The 22,810-nt window shown below is 59.1% G+C and carries 18 protein-coding genes and 1 pseudogene; all 19 read right to left on the bottom strand.

Translation table 11 applies throughout. The features are described from left to right. Positions 1–843, bottom strand: an 843-nt coding sequence (gene gmd, locus N4A58_RS10785) for a GDP-mannose 4,6-dehydratase (protein ID WP_293709476.1), incomplete at its 3' end; no start/stop codon positions are given. Positions 844–1,359: 516 nt separating this feature from the next. Continuing rightward, positions 1,360–2,220 (bottom strand): annotated as a pseudogene (locus tag N4A58_RS10780) (transposase). Positions 2,221–2,706: 486 nt separating this feature from the next. Then, the gene (locus N4A58_RS10775) at positions 2,707–3,273 is read right to left on the bottom strand and encodes a phosphotransferase (RefSeq protein ID WP_293709474.1); all 567 of its coding nucleotides are present in this window, start codon (positions 3,271–3,273) and stop codon (positions 2,707–2,709) included. Next, a complete protein-coding gene (locus N4A58_RS10770) occupies positions 3,237–4,046 on the bottom strand; it encodes a hypothetical protein (RefSeq protein WP_293709472.1) in 810 nt (269 codons plus the stop codon). Before N4A58_RS10770 ends, N4A58_RS10775 begins: the two co-directional genes overlap by 37 nt. A gap of 12 nt (positions 4,047–4,058) precedes the next feature. Then, positions 4,059–7,490, bottom strand: coding sequence for an ImcF-related family protein (locus N4A58_RS10765; protein ID WP_293709470.1), 3,432 nt, complete (start codon positions 7,488–7,490; stop codon positions 4,059–4,061). Next, a complete protein-coding gene (locus N4A58_RS10760; RefSeq protein WP_293709468.1) occupies positions 7,483–8,331 on the bottom strand; it encodes a DotU family type IV/VI secretion system protein in 849 nt (282 codons plus the stop codon). The genes N4A58_RS10765 and N4A58_RS10760 overlap by 8 nt, the downstream gene beginning before the upstream one ends. Before the next feature lie 27 nt (positions 8,332–8,358). Further along, positions 8,359–9,684, bottom strand: a complete 1,326-nt coding sequence (gene tssK, locus N4A58_RS10755) for a type VI secretion system baseplate subunit TssK (protein WP_293709466.1) — start codon at positions 9,682–9,684, stop codon at positions 8,359–8,361. Further along, the gene (gene tssJ / locus N4A58_RS10750; RefSeq protein WP_293709464.1) at positions 9,681–10,238 is read right to left on the bottom strand and encodes a type VI secretion system lipoprotein TssJ; all 558 of its coding nucleotides are present in this window, start codon (positions 10,236–10,238) and stop codon (positions 9,681–9,683) included. Before tssJ ends, tssK begins: the two co-directional genes overlap by 4 nt. Beyond that, positions 10,235–11,155, bottom strand: coding sequence for an FHA domain-containing protein (locus tag N4A58_RS10745; protein ID WP_293709462.1), 921 nt, complete (start codon positions 11,153–11,155; stop codon positions 10,235–10,237). The genes tssJ and N4A58_RS10745 overlap by 4 nt, the downstream gene beginning before the upstream one ends. Continuing rightward, a complete protein-coding gene (locus N4A58_RS10740) occupies positions 11,152–11,865 on the bottom strand; it encodes a transporter substrate-binding domain-containing protein (protein ID WP_293709460.1) in 714 nt (237 codons plus the stop codon). The genes N4A58_RS10745 and N4A58_RS10740 overlap by 4 nt, the downstream gene beginning before the upstream one ends. Beyond that, positions 11,852–14,419 (bottom strand): type VI secretion system ATPase TssH, encoded by a 2,568-nt coding sequence (tssH, locus tag N4A58_RS10735; protein WP_293709458.1) that lies wholly within the window; start codon positions 14,417–14,419, stop codon positions 11,852–11,854. The genes N4A58_RS10740 and tssH overlap by 14 nt, the downstream gene beginning before the upstream one ends. Positions 14,420–14,434: 15 nt before the next feature. Beyond that, positions 14,435–15,358, bottom strand: a complete 924-nt coding sequence (locus N4A58_RS10730) for a type VI secretion system baseplate subunit TssG (protein ID WP_293709456.1) — start codon at positions 15,356–15,358, stop codon at positions 14,435–14,437. Further along, positions 15,355–17,094, bottom strand: coding sequence for a type VI secretion system baseplate subunit TssF (locus N4A58_RS10725; protein ID WP_293709454.1), 1,740 nt, complete (start codon positions 17,092–17,094; stop codon positions 15,355–15,357). The genes N4A58_RS10730 and N4A58_RS10725 overlap by 4 nt, the downstream gene beginning before the upstream one ends. Further along, positions 17,091–17,498: a GPW/gp25 family protein gene (locus N4A58_RS10720; protein ID WP_293709452.1), complete on the bottom strand. Its 408-nt coding sequence runs from the start codon at positions 17,496–17,498 to the stop codon at positions 17,091–17,093. Before N4A58_RS10720 ends, N4A58_RS10725 begins: the two co-directional genes overlap by 4 nt. Continuing rightward, entirely contained in the window at positions 17,498–18,865 is a 1,368-nt protein-coding gene (locus N4A58_RS10715; RefSeq protein WP_293709450.1) for a type VI secretion system contractile sheath large subunit, read from the bottom strand. Before N4A58_RS10715 ends, N4A58_RS10720 begins: the two co-directional genes overlap by 1 nt. Positions 18,866–18,872: 7 nt before the next feature. Then, complete coding sequence (tssC, locus tag N4A58_RS10710) at positions 18,873–20,354, bottom strand: type VI secretion system contractile sheath large subunit (RefSeq protein WP_293709448.1); 1,482 nt, start codon at positions 20,352–20,354, stop codon at positions 18,873–18,875. Beyond that, a complete protein-coding gene (gene tssB / locus N4A58_RS10705; RefSeq protein ID WP_293709446.1) occupies positions 20,354–20,857 on the bottom strand; it encodes a type VI secretion system contractile sheath small subunit in 504 nt (167 codons plus the stop codon). Before tssB ends, tssC begins: the two co-directional genes overlap by 1 nt. A gap of 23 nt (positions 20,858–20,880) precedes the next feature. Further along, positions 20,881–21,405, bottom strand: a complete 525-nt coding sequence (locus tag N4A58_RS10700) for a type VI secretion system tube protein Hcp (protein WP_293709444.1) — start codon at positions 21,403–21,405, stop codon at positions 20,881–20,883. A 37-nt stretch (positions 21,406–21,442) separates the two neighbouring features. Then, entirely contained in the window at positions 21,443–22,810 is a 1,368-nt protein-coding gene (locus N4A58_RS10695; RefSeq protein ID WP_293709443.1) for a type VI secretion system ImpA family N-terminal domain-containing protein, read from the bottom strand.

The following is a 22,810-nucleotide window of genomic DNA, read 5'->3' as shown; positions in this document are numbered from 1 at the left end:
ATCCACACCCTCACCGGTGAACTCCACCGAAATACCAAGCTCGTTTGCGGTCCAGGTGATAAACTCACGTACCGAGTACTGAACGCCCGTCGCAATGACAAAATCATCCGCCACGTCCTGTTGCAGCATCATCCACTGCATCCGCACGTAGTCTTTGGCATGACCCCAGTCACGAAGGCTGTCGATGTTGCCCATGTAAAGGCAAGGCTCGAGGCCCTGTGCAATGTTCGCCAAACCACGGGTGATCTTGCGCGTCACGAAGGTCTCACCGCGGCGGGGGCTTTCGTGGTTAAACAGAATACCGTTGCAAGCATACATCCCATAGGCTTCGCGGTAATTCACGGTGATCCAATAGGCGTACATCTTCGCGACGGCATAAGGCGACCGCGGGTGGAATGGGGTGGTTTCTTTCTGCGGGATTTCCTGCACCAAGCCGTACAGTTCGGAAGTGGAGGCCTGATAGAAACGCGTTGTCTTTTCCATACCAAGGAAACGGATCGCCTCGAGCAGGCGCAGCGTCCCTGTTGCGTCCACATCAGCAGTGTATTCAGGTGCTTCGAAGCTCACCGCGACATGAGACTGCGCACCGAGGTTATAAACCTCATCGGGCTGAACTTCCTGAAGAATACGGGTCAAGTTCGACGTGTCCGTCAGATCACCATAGTGCAGCTTGAACTGCGCGTTGGTAACATGGGGATCTTGGTAAATCTGGTCGATGCGCTGAGTATTGAAAAGCGAGGCACGGCGCTTAATGCCGTGCACTTCGTACCCTTTCTCAAGAAGAAACTCCGCCAAATAGGAGCCGTCTTGACCGGTCACGCCAGTGATTAAAGCCTTTTTCATGTGTATTATCCGCACGCGATTTAATAATTCAATAGGACTTACGACATCCCACGAGGAGGGAGCCAGTTAGAAATGGAATTACCCCCTTCTAGGGCGCAATTCTCCTCAAAAGACCACAGGGTTTCTGCGAGAGTGATATAATTCTTCGAGTACCGTCATCCCTAACTATATAAATTTTATGACGAAACGCTAAACCATGACGCCGCCAACAATCTCCTTCATGTTCACATCCGCAGACCGGTGCATGTTCTAAAGGGACTCCAAACAGAGCAGCTCACACAAAGCAATGGAGAGTTTCATGACCAATCTAGGTATCATAAGGATGTCTACTGTGCGCCGTCTTGGCTTTCAACCCGATGTTCCATCCATTGCGTGAACACAGCTCTAGAAGGCCGCGAATGATGCCAGTTTGAGCGATTTAGAATACAGAACCCTGGTTTCACCTACATCGAGAACGCCAGATCACTGCGTTGCTTTTCCGCGCTCCCGTAACGGCCTTCTTAAAGCGTTTCGGCTTTAACCTGCGACATACCCAGCAGCCTTGAAGAAGTTCCAACACTCTTTGGGTGAGAACATATCGCAGATGTCTCCAAGGGCATCGAAGAGGTCTGAGAAGGTTCTTGCGCCGATCCTGCGCAGGTGCGCCTTGAGTTTCGAGAAGGCCTGCTCGATGGGGTTCAGGTCCGGGGAGTATGGCGGCAGGTAGAGGAACCAGCACCTCACGGACATAGGCTGCGAAGGCGGGCCCGTCCATCGCGCCCTTGGTCACCCAAGGCGCGATCAGCCTATCAGCCGTCAGACCAGCGATGAATGTCTGCGTCCCCCAATTTCCAAACGGCGCATTCATCTGCAGCCGCAGCCCGCGCGGGGCACGCCCCCGCAGGCGCGTGAGGTTTGTCTTCACGGAAGTTTCATCAATGAAGACAAGGCGTTCGGGTTGTCCGCGCATCGCGGGCATGCGACGCGTCTGCCAATCTTGGCGTGCGTGCCTTACCTTGGCACGACGGCGATCGGAGGCCACCAGCGACTTTTTTTATATGTGAAGCCGAGACGCGACAGCAGACTGGCAATCGAGGAATGGTGGACCTCGACGCCTTCCGCCGCTGCCAGCGCATCGCGCAGCTCAAACAGAGTAATGTCGGGATCTTGGGCGATAAGCTCCTCAAAAAAGGCTCGATAAGGTGCCAGCTTGCCCCGGCCCTTGGGACGGCCTTGCGGCGCTGGAGCCGCATGCCCCCGCGTTCGGATCGACCGCGCCCATCGCGCGCCTGTCTCCGGCGAGGGCTTCAGGCGCAACGCCGCCGCCCGCCCGCTCAAGCCTTCCTCGATATACCGCTGAAAACGCGCACGAAGCGCCTTCGGCAAAGGTGCTGACATGGTCCGATCCTCCCAGGAAGAGGGAAGCACAATCAGCGCCTTCTGGGAATCCTCCGCGATTTAAGTTTTCATAGAAACGCTCTAAGAGGAAAGTACTGGCGTGACTGCGATATGCGCCTTACAAAATCTGGAGATTTGAAGGGGTCGCGATGCCCTATCAGGGGTTTATTAACTAATGCCCGACTTAATCTCGAATCCAAACTAAAAAGCATGCTCGAAAATAAGCGGTGGATATGGAGCAACAGCCGATAACTTCGGTCAACACGAGAACACGTGATACTTTTCTCAGCAAGAGGCGCAGCGGAGATGGACTGAGCCTCAATTTAAAGCTGACCTCCTGAAGAAAGGCCACCTCGAAGGTATAGCGGTGTTTCTGTGTCGAAGATCAGGCACGAAGCCCGGCAGAAGCTCCCCGATCTGTAGGAACTGGCTAACACTATAATTTTACAAGAAACATGCTCATCTACGTTATATTGCCAGAGTACACTAACGCAACAGTTCTCGTAACCGCACCATAGAGAAGTGATCTAGCCTAGGATCCACAACCCCCTTGGCCCAGAGCAAATCAGGGTGCGTAAAGCCCGACGAATAGGGTCTGCTCGACATATCCTCAATACTCGTGCCGGTGCGTGTGCAGAACTCCCAATCAATCAGATGACACTGCCCGGCAGCGACAATGACGTTGGACGGGCGCAGATCGCAAAAGGTGTAGCCCGCCTCGTGAACAGGCGCGAGGCAAGCGCGAAGCGCAGCCTCGTCAAGCGTCTCGGCGACCAAAAGATGCCCCTTGATGTAAGGGACCAAAAACGCGTGCTCACCAATCACAACTTCCCGATGTGCGATGTCATGCAGACAGCGCGCTTCGTGGTGCAAGCGGTCAACCGCGCCATCTGCCGCTAGCTTAAGGACGTGGGGCAGCCCTGAATACAAAACTTTCCAAGAGCGGCCACCGAGCCGCTCTTGCAATGCATCACGCCCCAACCCAAACTCTGAAAGCGCTTCGGTCAAACGGCCAATTACATCAGCATCAGCTTGTCGCGCACGGCCAGCCATCCTGCAGGCTCCTTAACCATGTTGGCAATGTCGTGCTGTCCGAAAATGCGGGTCATGCCCCGTTTGGTGAACAGCTCGTACAGGATCGCGCTCGCGGGTCCCACGGCTTTGCCATTCGGGGCCACCAACACACGACTGATCGTGACCTCTTGGAATGCACGCCAGTGCAGCTCCATCGCGACGCGGCCCATTAGGCCACCGATGGTCACCTTAATTCCCGCTTTGGCCACAGCACTCGCGACACCCGTGCCCAATCCGACGGCTCCAATCGGAATGGCCGCACCAGCCAAATCCACTGAACGCACGGCAATCTTTAAGCCCTTGGCCGTTTGAACTGCATCGACCCATCGGGTAATCGTTTCGCTTTGACGATAGCGGGCACCGGTTGCGCGGACTTTGCACAGGTGGCCGATAGACGATCCGATCGCATTGCTTTCCTTGAGTACGCCGCCCACATCGACCTGTGTCGCAGTCGAGGCAATCTTGCTTGTGAACCCTGCGGCCGAGGAAAACAGAGAAAGTCCCTTACGATAGCCAAAATAGCCCTTGGTTTTGGGTGAGCCGCGGCCCGAGTGCCCGTTCATAATAAATTGCGGGTTAGACGCAAGTTCCTCTTCCGGAGATTTCGCCTCTCGCGCCATCTCATAAACCATCTGAAGATAGGCCATGAGCGGCATAGCGGCATCTCCCGTCAGCGCCCCAGCCACTTGCCAACTAACGGCTTCGAACGCTTCTGTGGCGTTTCCTTTGATATCACGATCATGATCCGGCATGTCCCGCACTCCCTATTGCGTGGGTTCGATGGCGTAGGTTTCGAAGAGACGCACTGGCAAACGGAAACGAGAGAAAAACCGCGGCGCAAAGGGCGTGCTGCGGGTGGCGACATCAAACTGCAACGCCATCAGGTTGCCGTTGATATCCAGAGTGGTTTCGGCGACCCCGGTCGAAGGGTCGATGCTACCTGCGCCGGCCTCGGCCAGACGGAACCAGGACCAAGTGCCCATGAACCGTTTTTCCAGCACAGGCCGCGAGCGCATGTAGACGCTGAGATCCAGATCGCTGTCGGTCATGCCAGCGAGCGGCCACGCCTGATCGCTCCAAGCCATAGGACCGTGGGCAAAGCGGTGCAGGGTTGCGCCAGACCTTAGGTTCATCTCGCTCAGGGCAGGATCCATGTAACTGACGCGGAGGCGGAATTTTGCATAGGGCTTGCCGTCAACAAACGCGGACTCGGTGATCTCTCGGGCCTGCAGCAGCATCTTTTCGGTCTCGAAAGACAGGCCGATACTGTTCTGGGGCAAGAAAGTCGTCCGCATCTGGAACATGCCAGGCTGCGCCTCGAACGCCGACAGGAACTGCGTCTTGAAGGCTTGGATCGCCCCTTCGGGGCCAAAGATCTCTGTAAACTCGGCAAGGGTGATTTCGCTGCTGCCCTGTTCATCGAATGGGAACATCGACGACAGAAGAGAGTCATAGGGATCATACACCCGCTGCTGCCATTGCCCGTCCACATAGCTCTGAACAAAGTTCATTGCGGCGCGATCCAACGTGCCTGACAGAGCGACGCCAAAGCTGCGTACAATCGGCAATTCGCTGCGCTGCGCAAAGTTGTCGAGCACCGCGAGCGGGGTCGCGCTTTCGGATTTCACCAGTTGATCGAACAGGAACTTTCCCGTGCCCGTTCCAGCGGCAACGGCGGCATCCAGCCACGCGGCGACCTCGCGGGCATAGGCCAGCAGGATGTCGAACTGCGTCAACTGCTTGCCCGACATATCTTGCGTGATCAGATACTCCTGAAACGCCGCAGAGATGTTGCGCGCCGCGACCGCTTGCGGTGAATTCTGCAACTGCTCGAAGCGGGCCAGCACCATGGGGTCCACCTCGTCGCCATCTTTGGCGGGCGGCAGCGGCGGTGGAAAGGTGATCGCGACCTCGTTTTGAAGGGTCGTCACCAGTTTCTTCACGGGATTTTCGCTGGTATTCACCAGCGCCTTCATCAGGACCTGTGCCTCTTCCCAGTCACGAGCATCATGCAGTTTCAGCGCACCTAGGAAATCGGACCACCGGCCGATGTAATCGGCCATGTACAAATCGCCCACGCGCCGCAGCAAGTTTTCGATCTCGGTCTCTTCCATCTGCCCAACCAGCAGATCATAGTTCGAAATCATGTCCCGTAGGGCTGCGATCTCGCCGTTCCGGTACATCGCGTCGAACCCTTCGCGGGTAAAGGCACGCTGCACGAAATAAGTTGCAGGGTCCTCTGGCGGCTCGAACACTTCGGAGAACCGAGGCCCGAGGCTAGCGCGCAGATCGACACGGTCCGCAAATTCAGGCTCGCGCAGCAGCAGCTTGTAGAGCAGGTCTGCGGTGTTCTGCCCCGTCAGGGTTTTTGCGACGACGGTGTTCAGTTCCTCGTTGCGCGCGGGCGGCGGCTGGTTCAGCGCGAACAGGTCCGCCAGTAGGACCTCTCTGGCTGTTGTATCCTTGGCCGAGACCTGCCCCTCTTCGGCAAGCGCGCGGCTAAAATAGGTTGTCAGACCTTCGGCGTTGCTGGCCTGATTGGTGTAAAATTCTGCCTCGTTCAGAGCCAAGGAGAATAGCGTCACCCCATCCCCGAGCGCGTTATAGGCGAACAGGTCCTTTTCCAGATAATCGGCGAGTGCGTGTTGGAACGGCCCCGTCAACTCTTTCTCGTAAGCGCGCTGATAAAAGGACTCGAGCGACCCTTTGGGCAGCCAAGTGGGGATGGGTTTCTTGGGCAGGGCATCGTATCCCTCAAAAGAAGCCCGGATGTTATAGAGCGCATTGATTTGACTGTTCAAACCGTCTGCACCCGAAGCCGAGGTCGCCATTGCCTGAAAGTAATCTTGAAACGCTGCCTCGACTTGCGTGTTCACTGCGCGGTGGTTGCGCATGTTGATCGCCATCGCGGTCCCGAAGAGGGCTACGATCGCGGTCAGGGCCAGTGTCACCAGATTACCCTTCAGGTCCTGACGCCATAGCTGGCTGCGGTTCGGCTCAATCGCGAACGCTTCAGTGCGGTAAGCCGCGGCCAGTGCGCCGCCGTGGCGGGCGCTGATGCTCCCTTCGGGCGCAGGCAAGGCGACGGGCATCTCACCATCCTGGAAATACCGCTGCGCATAGAACCGCGTGAGGAAATCGGCCGGTTTGTCACCCGAGGACGTCCCCGCAAAGGCTATGCTGTGCAGAGCAAACGGGTCCTTTCTGGGAGGTAAGGGGCGCACCATCGGCTTGATCACCGCCTCGGTCTGCATCCCGATTGCCCGCAACTGCGAGGGAGCATTGATCAGTGAGGCGCAAAACTCCGGCGCGAGCTGCTTTTCCAGAGCAGCCAGCCGCAAGGTTTCGATCCGATGGATCATCTCTGCGAACAGCGCGTGGACTGGGTTGGGATGCTCCTCGCCGTCTTGAGCTAGGAAGCCGCCAAACACACGCTCCTCGCCGATACTCTCGGTCAGGATCGCGGCGCGAACCAAGTCCTCGTTCTGCTCAAGTCCGCGCAGCATCAGGTGTAGCGGTGGCGAGACGGCCAGTTTCTCGGTCAGCCGGTTCAGGACCAGATTGATCACCCCGATCCGATCGCGATTGACCCCGTCTAGTGCAGGCAACTCGGACAAGTCCATGTCCAGAAAGATGGCGTTTAGCGGCATCGCAGGCCGGTGCTTCACCAACGCCGCTCCTAGTGCTGTGATCACGTCCGATGGCGCTTCTTCGCCGCCCGCCAACTCGAACCGGATGGCCAGGGCCGTCGAAGATCCCCAGAGCGAGAGCCGCACGCCACCCCGCATAAGCGGCTCGCCAAATGCGGTATAGCCCGTCTCGGTCAAACAGCTGGTGGCATCCGAAGCTGAGACCGGAAGAAACAAATTCACAGGCACGCGCGAGAGTTTGCTGTTAATGCGCGGCGCGGCGTCAAACAGGCTGCGGATCAACCGCTTCATGTCTCTTTTCAGCGCCTTTTCCGCCTCTCGCACCGGATCGTCGGGCCAGATAGATTTCCGGTAGACCACCACCAGAACCGACACGACCACCGTCAGGATCACCAGCACTGCGATCACCACCAAGAGCCAGATCCGCGCCTGAGCGAACTCGACCGCAAAGTAAGCCAGCACCGCGAACAACAGCGAGATCGTCGCAAGGAACGTGTACAGCCCCATCCGGAGGCGCATCGCTTTGCGGAAGACGGTATCAATCATTGCGCAGCACCGTCGTCTTGGTATCGCTGGAGTAAACGTAGACGGGGGTTGCCCCGCTCCCGTTCTCTGCGCGGAACCGGTCCAAAGTGCGTGCAGCCGTACGTTCTTCGGCAAAGCGGGCTGAGACCACGAAACCCACCATCAGCAGCACCGCCAAGCCTGCGAAATAGAGCTTGCGGGCAAATGGCATCGCCTGACGCAAAGCGCGGGTCTTGCGAAGTTCGCGGCCAAATTGAGTTGGCGCGACCTCAATATCCGGATGGTCGATGACACGTTCCAGCCGGTGGATCAGACGATCGCGTTCCTTTTCCTGACCGACAGTATAGCGGCCGCGATACCCTAACTTCAGGAAGATGTAGATCAGGTGCAGAAACTCGTTCAGCGCCTTGGGCTGCATCAAGGCCCGTTCCGCGATGTTATAGAAACGATCTCCACCGTCGCGGAACCCGAAGAGGTCGGCGACCAGCGTCAGGTTCTCCCAACCGGATTCCTTACCCCAATCGCTGGTCAGGATGAATTCGTCGATCACGATCGCAAAGACGAGGCACAAGTTTTCAGCCACCGATGGCGGATAATCCAACTGCACGACGCGGTATTTCAGATCAATGATAGAACGCGCGATCTCGGCCCGCACCAAATGCGGCTCGTGAATGTCCTGCATCCGGCGGACCGTGCCGCACAGACCGATCAACTCTGCCGAAACCTGCATCAAGCCGGTGCCTGTCTCCTGCCCTGCGCGCAGCGTCCGCTCGATGCTTTGCAGCACCGACGGGCTGAGCGAGACCGGATAGCGCAGCGCCCCTGTCTCAGGGCCTGAGATCCCGTCGGCAGTCAGTGTCATCGTTGGGGCATGCGTGTCCGCCATCTCTTACCCCAGCAGATACAAAGTTGAAGTGAGAGACGGAATGCGGTCATCCACATGCATGGCCAGCGCTTCCTTTTTCTCAAGGAACTTTTGCCAATGGGGCGATCCGGTATCGACTGCGAAAAAGGCCGAGCCATCTTTGTCTCGCAGCTCTGAAGGTGCCGTGCCCAAGGGGGTCAGGCGGATGCCCGGCAATCCCATTTGCACCAATTCAGGAATGGCGGTGATGCCAGCCAGTTTGCAGACCGACGGCACGATCTCGCGCAGAGTCGCATTCCCCAGCGGAGAGGACACCGACAGCACAGGCCTACGTCCCTCTTGCAGCATGCGCGGTTGGATCACCATGCGCAAAAGTCGCCTTTTTTCAAAGAGTTCAGTGTTCCATGGCAAGGACACCACCGATTTCTCGGACTGCAGCGTCAGCTTACGGCGCAATCGGGTGAACAACGCTTCAAAGCTCGGCCCAACCTCACGGGGATCGTAAACGAGGAGCGGATCGGTCACTTGGGCGTCTGCGGCCTCTAGCGCGACCGTCAACTCACCCAGCATCCCATAGACCCTGCGGGCAGACGTCTGGGGCTGCGCCACAGCGTTCTGCAGGGCAAAGAGGCCGCGGTTCAGCGCCTCTAGCTCCATCCGTTCGCTGATGAAACTGCCAATGCTCTGGGAATTGCGCACAGCCTCAATCCGGCCGCCGGTATTGGCTGCTCGTGCACGAGCGAGGGAGATGATATCGCTGAGGCGGTCCATCAGTGTGTCAGAGGCCGCAATCGCCAGCGCAGGCGGTACAAACCCACGATCCAGCACAAGCGCCCCTTCGGCGGTTTTCTCTAGAACACGTGCCACGGGAATAACGGCAAAGCCTGACAGATCATCCCCTTCAATCCGCAGACAGACTCCTAGGCTGGCGACCTCAGCATCGATGGGTTCGTTCATGTGGTCGGACAGATCGTGAAGGTCGACACGCTCGGACAGCATCCGATGGACACCGCGCCGCTGCCCCACCTGCGTCGTCCCTAGCCGCGCCAAGGGCACCGCCAGATACACCGTCTTTTCGACAGTGCCGTCTGGGATATCCATACTCTGCTCAGCGTCGAGTTCGAAATAGGTCCGGTCCGGCAGCACCCCTATCGCGCGACGGATCGAGAGTTTGCCGATGCCGAAATGCTCTGCATTCAGCTCCAGTTGCGCAAAGCCATAGTCATCGCCCCACGCGTCCAGCCGCGCCAGCCCCTCGGCATAGGCGCGCATCGCCCTGTCGAACTGCTGGAAATGCTGGGGGGCAATGAACATGCCCTCGGACCAGACGACGTTTCGTTCAAGGCTCATGTGTCGCCCCCTCCGAACACGCCTTTCAGCTTGCTAAAGAGGCCCTTTTTCGGCGCGGGGGCGTCCGCATCCAGATCGGTCCCGCGATATTTGATCGCCACGCCAGAGGACGTAACGGTGACAGTCACACCGGCGTCAAGAATGTCGGCGCTGATCGGCACCACGTCCATGAACGCCTGCTGCTCGTAATCCGCAAATTCGGCAAACGCCCCGAGATAGAATGCGTCCTGCTCCAGATCCAGTGCGACCAGTCGCTTTTCATCCGGATAAAGCGGCGACAGGCTACGGCGGTCGATCACGACGCCTGCCAACGTCTCGGAATTGTTGAAGATATCCCAGAAGTTTGCCGCCTCGAACTCGCTCCGGCTGGACAGCTGATAAAGCCGGATCACAACGGGGTGCGCCACATCGGAATATTGGTTCACATTTGGCCCTGCGGTCACGACCAGAGTCTTGTTCACCGGTGTCGGGTCTACTTCGGGGGCGCAGCCAGCCAGCGCCATGCCAGCGGCCATCATCAACGGCAGGACTAGGGTTCTATGCTCGATCGTCATCGTTTTTTAATTTCCTCTGCCAGAATTGCCTTGAAAAGGCGCACGTATTCCCCGCTGTCGCGCTTGCGCGCAAACATGCGCTTGTGGATCTTCCAGAAGCGTCGGCCTGTGCGGGAAAACGGCCCTAAATATTCGCGATATTCACTTTCCAATGCGGCGGGATCGACCAGTTCCAAGAGCCGTGCGACCGCGCTTTCGATTGCGGCCTCGTTTGCCTCGCGGTCCGGCGCAACCAACCATCCGGTCTGACGCACTACAGGGCGCGGGGGCATGCTGCTCTGCTCATCCAAAGTCGAGCTGTCAAAGGGCATTGGACGCGCGTCATCTTCGGGATCGACCTCGATAGCGGGCTTTGTCGCTCTGGCAGCGGTTTCCTTTAGCTCCGGCCCCTCAGCAAAGGGGTCGAACAGCAAATCAGCCTCCAAATCTACGCCGCCTTCGGTGAAATCTGCGGGGTCGTCCTCTTCCTCAGCGGGGGTCTCCGATATGCCGGCCGCGTCCATTTTGGCAAACCCGTTCACCCCTGAAAGCGTGAAGGGCTTCTTCGGGATTGCGCCGTTTTTGGGCTTTGCATCGGGGGTGTTGACCGCCGCAGCCGCTTTGGAAATCCCGAACAGCAACTCGTACTCGCCAATTTTCACGCGATCCCCGTCGGCCAAGGGGCTTTCGTCCCCTTTCCAAAGGTCTTTGCCATTGACGTTCGTGCCGTTGGTCGAGCGGTCCAAAACCACGATCCGGCCAGCGTCGTTCAGGCGCAGTTCTGCATGCTGGCGCGAGATTTTGCGGTCCTGATCCGGCAGCACCAGATCACAGTCGAATTCGCGCCCGATCACAAAGGGCAGGTCAGAGGCATAGTACTCTCTGTGCACCAGAGACTCGCCTTCGGGAATGCGGATCAGTTGAATGCTAACGGTCATTTCTCACCTGCCTTGCACATCGCGAGAAAGCTGTTGAACCGCCCTAAAAACAGCGGGTTTGCAGCAAGAAATCTGTTTGAAAAATGCACCATGTTGGACTGGGACTTGCTGGGGATCTTGATCAGATCATCTCCCTTCATGTCGGCCGCACGCATGTAGTGCTGGAAGATCAATTCGTACTCGAGCGCCACGTCGATCTCGCCCTTGCGCAACATGTTCAGCAGGGCTTCGGCATCGCGGGGTTTTTTGATCACGTTGTACCCGTCGCGCTTCAATTTCAGCCATTTGCTGGTGGCGAATTTGGCGCTAAAGCGGGCGCTGACCTTGTCAGCCTCATCTGTGGGATCGATGTCCCGACCAGGCAGCATAAACCACGCCAGATCTTCTGTGATTACGGGGTCCGACGGGGTTGCATAGACCGCACGGGCCTTGTTCGGCGACCCTGCAAAGAAGCCTTCGACATCCCCATTTTCGGTCTGCAGCTGCGCCTGAGACCAATCCATCATGATGATCTCGTAGGGGCGCCCCATCCGGTCCAGCGCACAGGTCACGCGGTCGAACGCAACACCCTTGATCTGACCGTCGACCAGCATGTGATAGGGCGGCAAATTCTGGGTCGCAAGTTGGATCGGATCGCGCGTCTGTCCAGACGCTGGCAAAGCCAGCGCCACCAAAGCAACAGCGCAAATATTGGACTTAGGCCATCTCAAGTGTGACCTCGCTTCCATTGTGACCCACGCGGATGGATTCCAGCGCTCCGCCGTCAATCACCTGCTGGATGCAGGCCTCGGCCAGGCGCGGCAGGAAGTTCTTGTTGATGACCTGCTCTAGTGCGCGCCCGCCGCTGAGCGGGTCGTTGTTCGCCCCCACCACGTAATCGACAAAGCTCTGATCCCAGTCAAAGCTGGCCCCATATTGCGCCGCGATCCGCTTCTTGATGCGGTTCAGATGGATTTCGGTCAGCTTGCCGCCGACCTCTTCGTTCAAGGGGCGGTAGGCGATGACTTCGGTCCGGCCAATGAACGCAGGACTAAAGAAATTCAGCAGTTGCGGGCGCAGGTTGGCCGTGAGTTCCTCGGACGTGGGGTCGTGGTCGCAGCTGTCGATGTAATCGCGGATTTCCTCGCCCCCTGCGTTCGAGGTCATGATGATGATCGTGTTGCGGAAATCGACGTCCGTGCCTTCGCTGTCGCTGATGTGCCCCTTGTCAAAGATCTGGAAGAAAATGTCATGGATTGCGGGGTGCGCCTTTTCCATCTCGTCCAGCAAGAGAACGCTATAGGGTTTGCGCCGGATCGCCTCGGTCAGGACGCCGCCCTTTCCATAACCGACATAGCCTGCCGCGGCGCCAAGAAGCATTGAGGATTTATGGGCCTCTTTGAACTCGGTCATGTTGATGGTGGTGATGGCATCCTCGCCGCCAAAGACCTGTTCGGCGATGGCCAGTGCGGTTTCGGTTTTGCCCACACCCGACGGCCCGCACATTAGGAACACCCCAATGGGTTTGCGAGTATCGGTCAGGCCAGCGCGGCTGATTTTTAGGCTGCGGGCGATAGCCTCTATCGCGGTGTCCTGCCCCAAAACGCGCTCTTTCAGCGTGTTCTCAAGTGTCAGCAGGCGCTGCGCCTCGCTGCTTTCCAGACTGCTGACAGGCACACCGGTCCAATCCGATACCACGGTCGCGATGGTAGCTGCCGTAACCCAAGGGTAGACGTATTCGTCCACGTGATCAGCATCGACATCGGCCGTTTCAACGGCCTCGCCCTCTTCGTCCAGTGCGGCACGGGCGGCAGCAAGGCGGGACTCGACCAAGCCCTTCTCGGCCTCCCATGTGGCAACGCGGCTCTCCAGATCAGCTCGCAGCTCTGAAATGCCGCCTTCCATGACAGAGCCATCAAATTCTCCACGACCAAACTGCTTCGCATCCTTGATCGCGCGCTCCAACTCTACCTCGGCAAAGTGAAGTTGTTCTTCGAGGAACTCTATCTGCTGGGGACGGCTGTGTTGGGACAGAGCCACGCGGGCACATGCGGTATCCATCAGGCTGATCGCCTTATCCGGCAGACGCCGCGCGGGCATGAAGCGGACGGACAGATCGACGGCGGCCTTGATCGCCTCTTCCTGCACTAGAACGTTGTGGTGGCGAGACAGGTTGTCGGACACAGCGCGCAGGATGTTCACGGCGGCGTCGGGCTTGGGTTCGTCCACGTTGATGGGCTGAAAGCGGCGGGACAGCGCGGGGTCTTTCTCGAAATACTTCTTGTATTCGGCATAGGTGGTCGCCGCCACGGTGCGGAATTCCCCACGCGCCAAGGCCGGTTTCAAAAGGTTCGCCGCATCGTTCTGCCCCTCGGCCCCACCTGCCCCGATCATGGTGTGGGCCTCGTCGATGAACATCAGGATCGGCGTTTCCGAGGCCTTCACTTCGGCCAAAACGTTCTTAAGCCGCTCTTCGAATGCGCCTTTAACGCTCGCGCCCGCCTGCAGGAGACCCATGTCAAGGCTCAGAAGTTCGGCCCCCTGCAGCTGCTCTGGTACATCGCCAGCGACGATCTTTTGCGCCAAACCTTCGACAATCGCGGTTTTGCCAACGCCAGGTTGCCCCAGCAGGATCGGGTTGTTCTGGCGCTTGCGCAGCAGCACGTCGAGGGTCTTGGAAATCTCTTCAGTGCGGCCCATGACAGGGTCCAACGATCCATCCCGCGCCGCTTGGGTCAGGTTCACGGTGAACTGGGCCAAAGCCCCCTCGCCCGCAGCACCGCCGGCCCCACTTGGCGCGCCTCCGGTCGCGGTGCTGGTCACCAGCCCCGCCCCGCGTTCCGCCGCAAACGCCCTCAGCTTGTCGGTTGAAATGCTGGAAAGTGCCTTGACCGGTTCGGACCGCATTCCCAAAGCATTCGGAGCCAAGGTCGCCAGCACCAGCACCTCTGGCAGGATGGCACCTTGCCCCAACTCGACCGAGGCGATCAGCCATGCCTCTTCCAGAACCTTGGAAATCGAGCCGGAGATTGTTGGTTTACTGTCGGACCCGCTGGACCCATGCGGCATTTGGCGTTCCAACTCGGCCTGCAGATCGGACAGGTTCACGCCCTGCTGCTCCAGATGACCTGCCAACCCTGTTTCGCTTCCAAAGATCGCGTGAAACAGCCAGTGCGGAACCTCTACCGTGGGCGTTTTGCGTTTAACCGCCTCACCTACTGCGTTCTCTAAAGCCTCGCGCAGTTGAGGGGAAAGTTTGTTCACCAGTTTGACAAGTTGAACCATGAGACGCGCTCCCTGTTATGCTGCCGCAGTATTATTTCGAAGTTTGATGCGGGTTGTTTTTCCTTGGGGACGCGAACGTCCCAGACAGTTGTACTGGCCGATCCGGGTGCCCTGTCCCTTCCGCGCAGACAGGCGCGGAACGTCGACTGCATCGCGCGGAACTACTGCAAAAACCGAAAACGGCGCCGGATCACGCAGGGTCGCCAGCAGAACTTGCCAAAACCCGCGTAGCATCTCGGCATCCGCCAAAAGCTGTTCGAAACTAGCGCGGTCGGCGCAGTGTATTTCGACCTCAATCCGGCCTTGCGCCGTGCGTCCAAATTTCCCCAACAGCGTACCCTGCCCCAGTCCGGCTGTCTGACGTCCAAGAGCCGTGCGGCAAGCCTCGTCAACGGGTGAGGCGCGGCTGAAATCTGCGCGCACATGCACTTCTCGACCCGTCCACCATGAGAGAGATCGGCGCAAGCCGCTCAGGCTTCGGCTCCGCGACTGGAGTTCTGCCAGTAGTGGAAGGGCGGCGGCACTTTGCCCACAAAGCCGCGCGACGAGCGGCAGAATGCCGGATCCATCTGCCCCAGAGTCCTGCTCTGCGACGAGCAAGGCTTGCTCTTCGACCGCCATAGACAGCTCGTTCAGACGGCGATCAAACATGCCGAGGAAGTCAAAGAGCGACCGGTCCCCCGCGTTCAAGCGGCGGTACATCTCTTCGATCAGATAGTCCGGCAGGCCGCCGTCGATGCTGCGCAAACCCTGCAAGGACAACGAGTAGTCATCCGTGTGGGATTGCGGCGCGTGTGCGCCCGCATCCTGCATCGCCGTTGAGCCGTACGGAGCGGGGTCCAAGGCATCAGAAGCAAGCGCTCGGCGGAACTGCGGCTCTGCAGCGCGATGCGCCTGAAGCGCGGACATGTCGTTCAGAATGTCACGCCGGTTTGTCATGCGGCCTCCTGACTGCCATGACGGCGGGGGAAGCGGATCAAAGGCGTATTGTCGCCGCGCGCGCGGATGCTGACTTCGATAAAGCGATCGTAGTTGACAAACCCACCAAGGAACCGGTCGAGCACGCGGGCAAATATTTGTTCCGGCACTGGCAGCACATCCAGATCAAGTACGATCTCGACCAGTGACCCTGCCGCCAGAATGACATTCCGGCCAATTTGCACCGGCGCAGTCCCCAACGTGCGGCTCACGTCCACGATCGCCTCAGCGCAGGGCGTATAACCGCCAGGTGCGCACAAATGCAGCACACGGCGCAGCGAAGCAGCGGGATCATGCTCTTCGAGGATTGCGCCAAAATTCCCGTTCACCAAGGACAGGATATCCCACTGCCAACTGGCATCGAGACGCGGCGGAATGGCGACGGTCGGTTCACTGGCAAAGTTCGCAGCCGCGATCCCCGCCTGATCAATCCGCGCGGGCGCACCGGGGCGCGGGCGTTCTCCGTGAATTCCGTTCGAGCAATAGAGCGCCGCGACAAAGTCCAGATCCCGCGCGCCCTCGGGACCAACAGAAAAGGACAACTCGCGTCGGTTCGGCTCCAACTCGCCGACCACATGACGTTCTTGCCATTTAACGCTGGAGGCCCCCGCCGTGTGGGGCGCGTCGAAAATCTCGGGTACGCGGCGCTCGCCTTCGGCACTAAGTTCGTAAACCGCATCAACCCGCAGGATCGTCACTGGCGCAGAGGTCTCCTTGAGCGCAGAGACAGGGATGCGGTCGCGGGCATAATCGTAGCGCAGTGGCTCGCTGGTGGTCTCGAAAAGATTCAGGCAAGGGATGATGTTCAGCGCCAAATCGTCGTCGCGAGGCGTCGAAAGGCTGGCCGCGGATTGTGCCGTCAAAAAGATGCGGATCTCGGCGCTGGGTGTCTCGGGGAATGGCGCCTGAAAGACAAAGAATTTGCCTTTGTCGGGGTAGCATAGGTAGTCGCGCAGACCCTCTAGGCCTTCGAACTGGGTGTAGAAGACTGGCAGATGAGCAGTGTCGGCTGCATCAATGACGGGGCGCAGGTTCGCCTGTTCCACTGTCTGCAATGTCGGACCACTGGCGACGTGCGCCGCCACGCACCCGCCCGCCAAAGCATTGCAAAGGCGGGCATTCCGGCGGCCATCAGCCGTCACGCAAATTTCAATGCTCGGACCAACGGCTTCAGCCAGAGGCGTCTCGCCGTCCGCCGTTTCGACCTTCAGGCACAAAACAGCATCCGAGCGACGGATTCCCTCGGGCAACTCAAATGAAAATGGCGAGCTTTCGAGGCGCACATCGGTGATGCGCACTGGGGCCAACGACACATCCCTCGCCACCGCGAAACGCGATTGGGGTTTGCCGTCCTCATCATGGTCAATTGCGGTCCCACGGGGCACCGTGACGGCCCCCTCTAGTGCGCCTGCGTCTGCGGCAACCGTCGCATAGCTTGGCGCGCCGAACAGAAACCCCGGACAGGCAAGCCGCAAAAGATCGAGCGAGATATCCGCCCGTGTGTTGTCCAACCGCTGATGCAGTCGCGCGGCGATCAGGGCGCAACTGTCTGCGATGCGCTGTAGATCGGGGTCGCGGCTCCGGCCTGCAGATATGCCCAAGGCGCGAGCTTGCTGTGGGTTCGCTTTCTCGAACGCCTCGAACGAGCGGCGCATGTAGTCCAGTTCGGTCTCGTAGTACTGGAGGAAGGCGTTCACGGGCTGTCCTCCTCGACCTGTTGGTCAAAAAGGGATAAGCGCGTTTCCAGTTCGATCCCCTCTTCGCCGTCGCCCATGCGGGCATCTGCGCGGATGACAAAGCTGACCATGTTGCCCGCCTCGTCTTCTTGCATCTTGATCTCGTGGACCTGCGAGAAGCGCGGCTCGAACTGGCCAAGTTTGTAGCGCAAGGTGCGGCACACTTGCTGCTGGCGGTCCGCGTCGTTCAAAGCCCAGTTCATAGGCACGCCAAAGCAGAGGTTCGATGCACGGACATGGGGCAACGTCTCTGGCACCGACCATTCGGGCGCGACGGCCTGCATAAGTTGCTCCACATGCAGACCGATCCCCTCTGGGTCAGAGCTGTTCAAGCGATCATTCAGGAAAGTCCGGGCAAAACTCATCAGGACGCCCTCGCCAGCGGTGCACCGAGTTCGGTCGCAAGTTGGATTTCACTGACCAAATGATCGATCTGGTATTGCGGCTTGATCAGGATATTGCAGGCGAAGCGCCCCTGATCGGCGGCCACATCCGTCACAGAGACCCGCGCATCCCGCAGCGGGTACTTAGCCAAAATTTCGGGGGCCGCTTCGGCAAGGTTCGAGCAATAGTTCTGAAGCCAGTTGTTCAGCACCAATTCGCATTCACTGGCGGATTTAATCTGGCCGATCAGCGCACGGATCTGGACTTTGAGGTAGTGCACCATCCGGCAGGCGATCAGCACCGATTGGATTTGTGTCAGAACTTCAGACGACGGGTTCGCCTGCGTGTCCGCAACCGAGCGATTGCCAACGTAGTAAAGCGCGTGGGACTTGGTGCTCTCGCACATCGGAATAAAACCCGCGTCCGATAAAAAGCGGCCGACCCCATGGGTGGCGCGGGTCCGGCCAACGGCGGGACGGCTGGTCGCGTCAGGAACAGGACTGATGTCAGGCCCCAGAACGGCCCCCTGCCCGACCACGTCGCCCACCAGTTTCAGAAAGCCGAACCATGCGCAGCGCCGATATTCAGCGACGACCGTGCGGGCAAAGGTGTAGATCCCATTCTGCCAAAGCCCATCGGATTCCGACGGCTGCTGGTTAAACCGGAAGCCCGCATCAAGGTGATTGTAGCGCCCGCGGGCCAAAACGTCGGGCCAGACCAGCCCCAGAAACCGGGCCGCTGGCGTCTGGCGCAGGCGGTGCCAGCCCTCGTAATCCTCGGACCCAAGAATGCTGCCAAGGCGGCGCAGATCGCTCATCCATGCGGCGTCATCCTCGCCAAAGAAATCGCGCCCGACGCCAAGGAGGATCGGGCAGGCGCAATTCTCGCCCAAGGCGCATAGCAGTTGCGCGGTGTAAAATTCGTCGTATTCGGTGTCGATATCCATCGACAGCCCGTGGTCGACTAGCAAGAGGCCAAAGGGATGGCCGCCAGCAGTTTCCAGTTCTTTCAGCCCGACATTCCGATAGAGCACCGTCTGCCGATCCCCACTCGCGCTGTTCAGATCGTGGCTGAGTTCCTCCCAAGACATGTCAAAAAGGCGGATTTTGACGTCTGTCGCACCTGCAGCCTCGTGCACAACAGAGGACACGCCCCGCCAGCCGGCCTCAAGCGCAGCAAAGGGCGGAGCGTCGATGATTTCGGTCAGCTGCGCCGACATCTTCTGATCGATCCCGACAATCATCCTGCCAAGCCGCGCGCGGAAATCGGCAGTCGTCCGGCATTCGGCCAGAAGACGCGCGACAATCTCTGCGGCGGTCGGGTCCAGATGGGTGTCGAGATCGAGCATGATGACCTCAGCCGCCCGGGATCTTGGTGACCATACGGACCGAGGTGTGCAGCTCTTCGAGTTGCAGCCACGGACGCAAGTGCGCCACCGCCGAATAGGCACCGGGACGACCGGGCTGTTCGACGACTTCGATCTTGCTTTCGGCCAGCGGGGTCTTCGACCGTTCCGCGTTCCCGACAGCACCAGAGTTGGTGTACTGGTCGATCCACGCTTGCAGATCACGCTGCAGGTCCGGTGCCTCGAGGTTCGAGCCAAGTTTGTCGCGGCCAATCACCTTGAGGTAATGAGCGATCCGGCTCGATGCCATGATGTATGGCAGACGGGCCGAAATCGCCGCATTCTCGGTGGCGTTGGTGTCCGTATAGGTTTTCGGACGTTGGGTGGTCTGACTGCCAATGAACACGCCGTAGTTGCTGTTCTTGTAGTGGACCAGCGGCAGGAACCCGAGGTCAGAGAGTTCCTTTTCGCGTTCGTCAGTCAGGTTCACCTCACAGGGGCACTGCTGCTGGATATCACCCGCATCGGATTTGAACGTCAGGTTGGGCAGGTTCTCGACCTTGCCGCCATTCTCCAGACCGCGGATCGCGGTGCACCAGCCATAGGCCGTGAAGGCTTCGTTCATTTTCAAGGCCATCTCGTAGGCGGCGTTCGACCACACCAGTTGCGAGTTGTCCTTGGGGCGCTGGTTGCCTTCGGCATCGGTTTCCAGCTCTTGGTAGTTGAACGATTTCGCCTTCAGACCATTGTCGCCGTAGGGCAAACGGGCCAGCGTGCTTGGCAATGTCAGGGCCACGTAGCGGCTGTCATCACTGTCGCGGAACGCATTCCATGCCGCATAAAGCGGGCTGTCGAAGCCAGCAGCCACAGGACGGCCTTCGTCGAACCGCTCATAGCTGTCGAAGTCAAACATCTCGTTCCCTGCCGCCGCAATGAACGGTGCGTGGCAGGCTGCCGCGACTTCGGCCATGTAGGTCATGGTGGCGACGTCTTCGTCCCCGTAGCCAAAGTAGTAGTCTCCGATGAGCGCGCCATAAGGCTCACCGCCCGCGGTGCCGAATTCGCTTTGGTAAAGCGCTTCAAACAGCGGGCTGCGATCCACGGCGGGGGCATCCTCGAACTGCTCCAGCAGCTCTTCTTTGTTGAAGTCAACGAGCCGGATTTTCTGGCTGGCACCAACTTCGCTCTCACGGACTACTTTCTGCAGGCCGCGCCAAGAGCCTTCGAGGCGGCGGAACTTTTCTTCCTGCATGACCGCAGACATCTGCTTCGACATCATCTCGTCGATTTTAGCGATCGCCTTTTTGATCGTCTCGCCAACGTTCTTGTCCCAGACGACCTGACCAGACATGGCCTGTTCAGTCAGAACGGACAGCAGTTCCTTGGTCGTGTCTTGCGGCGTACTAGAGGTCGCCGCCAGCGCCTGATCCAGCAGGCTGACGGACTCTTCGGCAGCGGCGGCGCCGCCACCTTGTGCTTCGGTCTCGGCCATTATTCGTCTCCTCCGCTATTCACGCCAAGCTCTTCGCCGAGCGCCTTGATCGCGCCTTCATCCTGAAGGATTTCCTTGAGCAGCTTTTCCAGATCACGGGACCGGTCGGCCTTGGACAGCAGGGTCATCAGCTGTTCACGGGTCTTGGCCAAGTTCCGCAGGGGTTCGACCTTTTCGACGATGGCGTCGGGTTCGAAGTCCTTCATGGATTTGAAATCAAGATCGACCTCAAACTCGGACCCATCGTCCTGCAGCTTGTTCTCGACCTTGTAGGTCAGGCGCGGACCGACGCGGGTCATCACCTGATCAAAGTTGTCTTTGTCGACCGAGTAGAACGTGCGTTCTTCCATCGGCTCGCGGTCGGTCCGGTCGCCGGAATAGCCCCCGATCATCCCGATCACGAAAGGCAGTTCCTTGGTCTGCATCGAGCCGCCGGTCTCGACATCGTAGGTGATGCTGACGCGGTTCTTGCTGACCCGTTTCTGTTGGGCATTCAGTGCCATGGGTTAGTCTCCTGCTGGGTCGATTAGGGCAGCTTGGCTGCCGAGACGAGCTTGGCCGTGGCCAGATCGAACTTGATGGTGTCACCCTTCTTGATCTCGCCGTTGTCCTCTTCGTTGTAATGAGCGATGGCGAGCGAGGTGTACGCGATGGAATAGCTTTCGGAGGGCTGCGAGCTAGAAGCCGACAGCGAGTAGCTGGTCAGGCGCGCTTCCTCGAGGGTAATGATCATCGAAGGGACCATACCCGCGCCTTTGCGGTCGGCTTTGGTGATGACGAAATCAATGGTCCGGCCGTTGCCTCCGGGCTGGAAAAAGAAGGTTTGGATAAAGGGCGAGGCCCCATCACAGGTGCGCGCCACGCTGATATCCGACAGATCGACCTGTCCTGTTTCCGCATGGGTCGACGATCCGACCACGATGCCAATGGGACGGCCCGCCCCGAATTGGACATTATCGATGGCCATCAGGCCTTTCTTGCCGCCCACATCGGGGACGGTCGCCGCCCCTGCGATTGTGTCGAGCTTATCGAGCTTCATGTAGATAGCCATGTCTTACCTCGTTAGTTGGATCGTTCAGTTGTCAGGGTCACCACTCGAAGCTGCGCATTGGCAGGTCGGTCGGTTCTTCGGTTTGGGGGTCGTCTGGCGCTGTGGCAGCGGGCATGTCCTGAGCCGCAGGCGGGTCAGGGTCCGGCGCCGGTTCCGGTGCAATGACAGGATCCGGTGCGGGCGGCGGGGTGACCTGCGGCGGCGCATCGTAACGGGACAATTCAGGCAGGTCGGCTCGGGAGGCAGGCTTGGGGCGCCCCGACTGGCCCGAATACTGAAAACTTTCGACACCGGTCATCACGGCCATGCGGTTGAAGCTGTCGCTGCCCTCGCCAAGGAGTTCGCTATACAGCTCGACAATCGACATGCGGCCCCAGCGCACGGCACGGTCGAGCATCAGATGAATGGGGGATTGAGGTTCGGTCTTGCGGAAATACCGGGCGAGTTCGGCCAGCGCGTCCAGCGCCGCCTCGCGATCATTGGGCGTGCCTGCGCTGATGGCAAAGCCGCCACCCACAGGCGCCGCTGGCTGTGCAGGCGTGGCCCCAGTCGTCAGAACTTCATCTATCTCTTTAGCAGGAGCCTCTTCTTCGGCGGCTTCAGAACCGGGCCAGACAAAGCCTGTCCCATCGGTCAGTTGTTGCAAGAGCCGCAGGATGTCGTCGATCTGTTTGGTCAGGTGGACCACAGGCACAGGGTTTTCCCCGCAAGTCCCCGCCACCGTACGCAGAGCAGCATTCAAGCGTTCAGCCACCGACCGCATCTCTTGCAGCGCGACAATCCGTGCGGTCAAACCGTCGCTGTCATTGCCAACAGCTGCGGTTATGTCGCCGCTCAGGCTCGCAATGCCTTCGCCCTTTTCCGCAGAGATCATCTGGCCGTAGGTGCAATCCCCAAAGAGAGGTAAGTTTGTCAGCGGCAGGCTCAGCAACCCGCCCCCTGGCACTTCGCCTACAAGCTGCAAGAAAATGCGCAGTTTGCCGCTATCGATCTCTTTCTTGCGGCCCGCATCATCATCTGCTTTCAGCTTTGCATCCGGCGGGATGGGGTGCAGGCCGTCCCAACTGCCCTCGACCAGATCTGTCATAGCCCCTAGCGCGGCGGCGGTGTTGGCTAGCGGGTCTTTGAGATGCATTCGGGACGCCACGTACCAGCAAAAAATCTCCAGATCTTTGGACTTCTCGCGCAGGCACTGACCGGCTTCTTCTTCGAGACGGCCCCACGCCTCGACGTCTGCGGCCTGTAGATCACGATCTTGGAGGGATTCCGCAGTTTCCGACAGAGCACGATAGGCAGTTTGTCCACCGTTGAAGGCGTTCCGCAGGGCGCGATAGGCCGCACGGTCGCCCTTCAGGTAAATCCCGAACGGCGCGTCGTCAGAAATGTTGTCCTTCAATGCGTCCAT

The sequence above is a fragment of the Donghicola sp. genome, assembly GCF_025210255.1.
Classification (GTDB): Bacteria; Pseudomonadota; Alphaproteobacteria; order Rhodobacterales; family Rhodobacteraceae; genus Donghicola; species Donghicola eburneus.
This window is presented reverse-complemented; position numbering and strand designations above follow the sequence as displayed.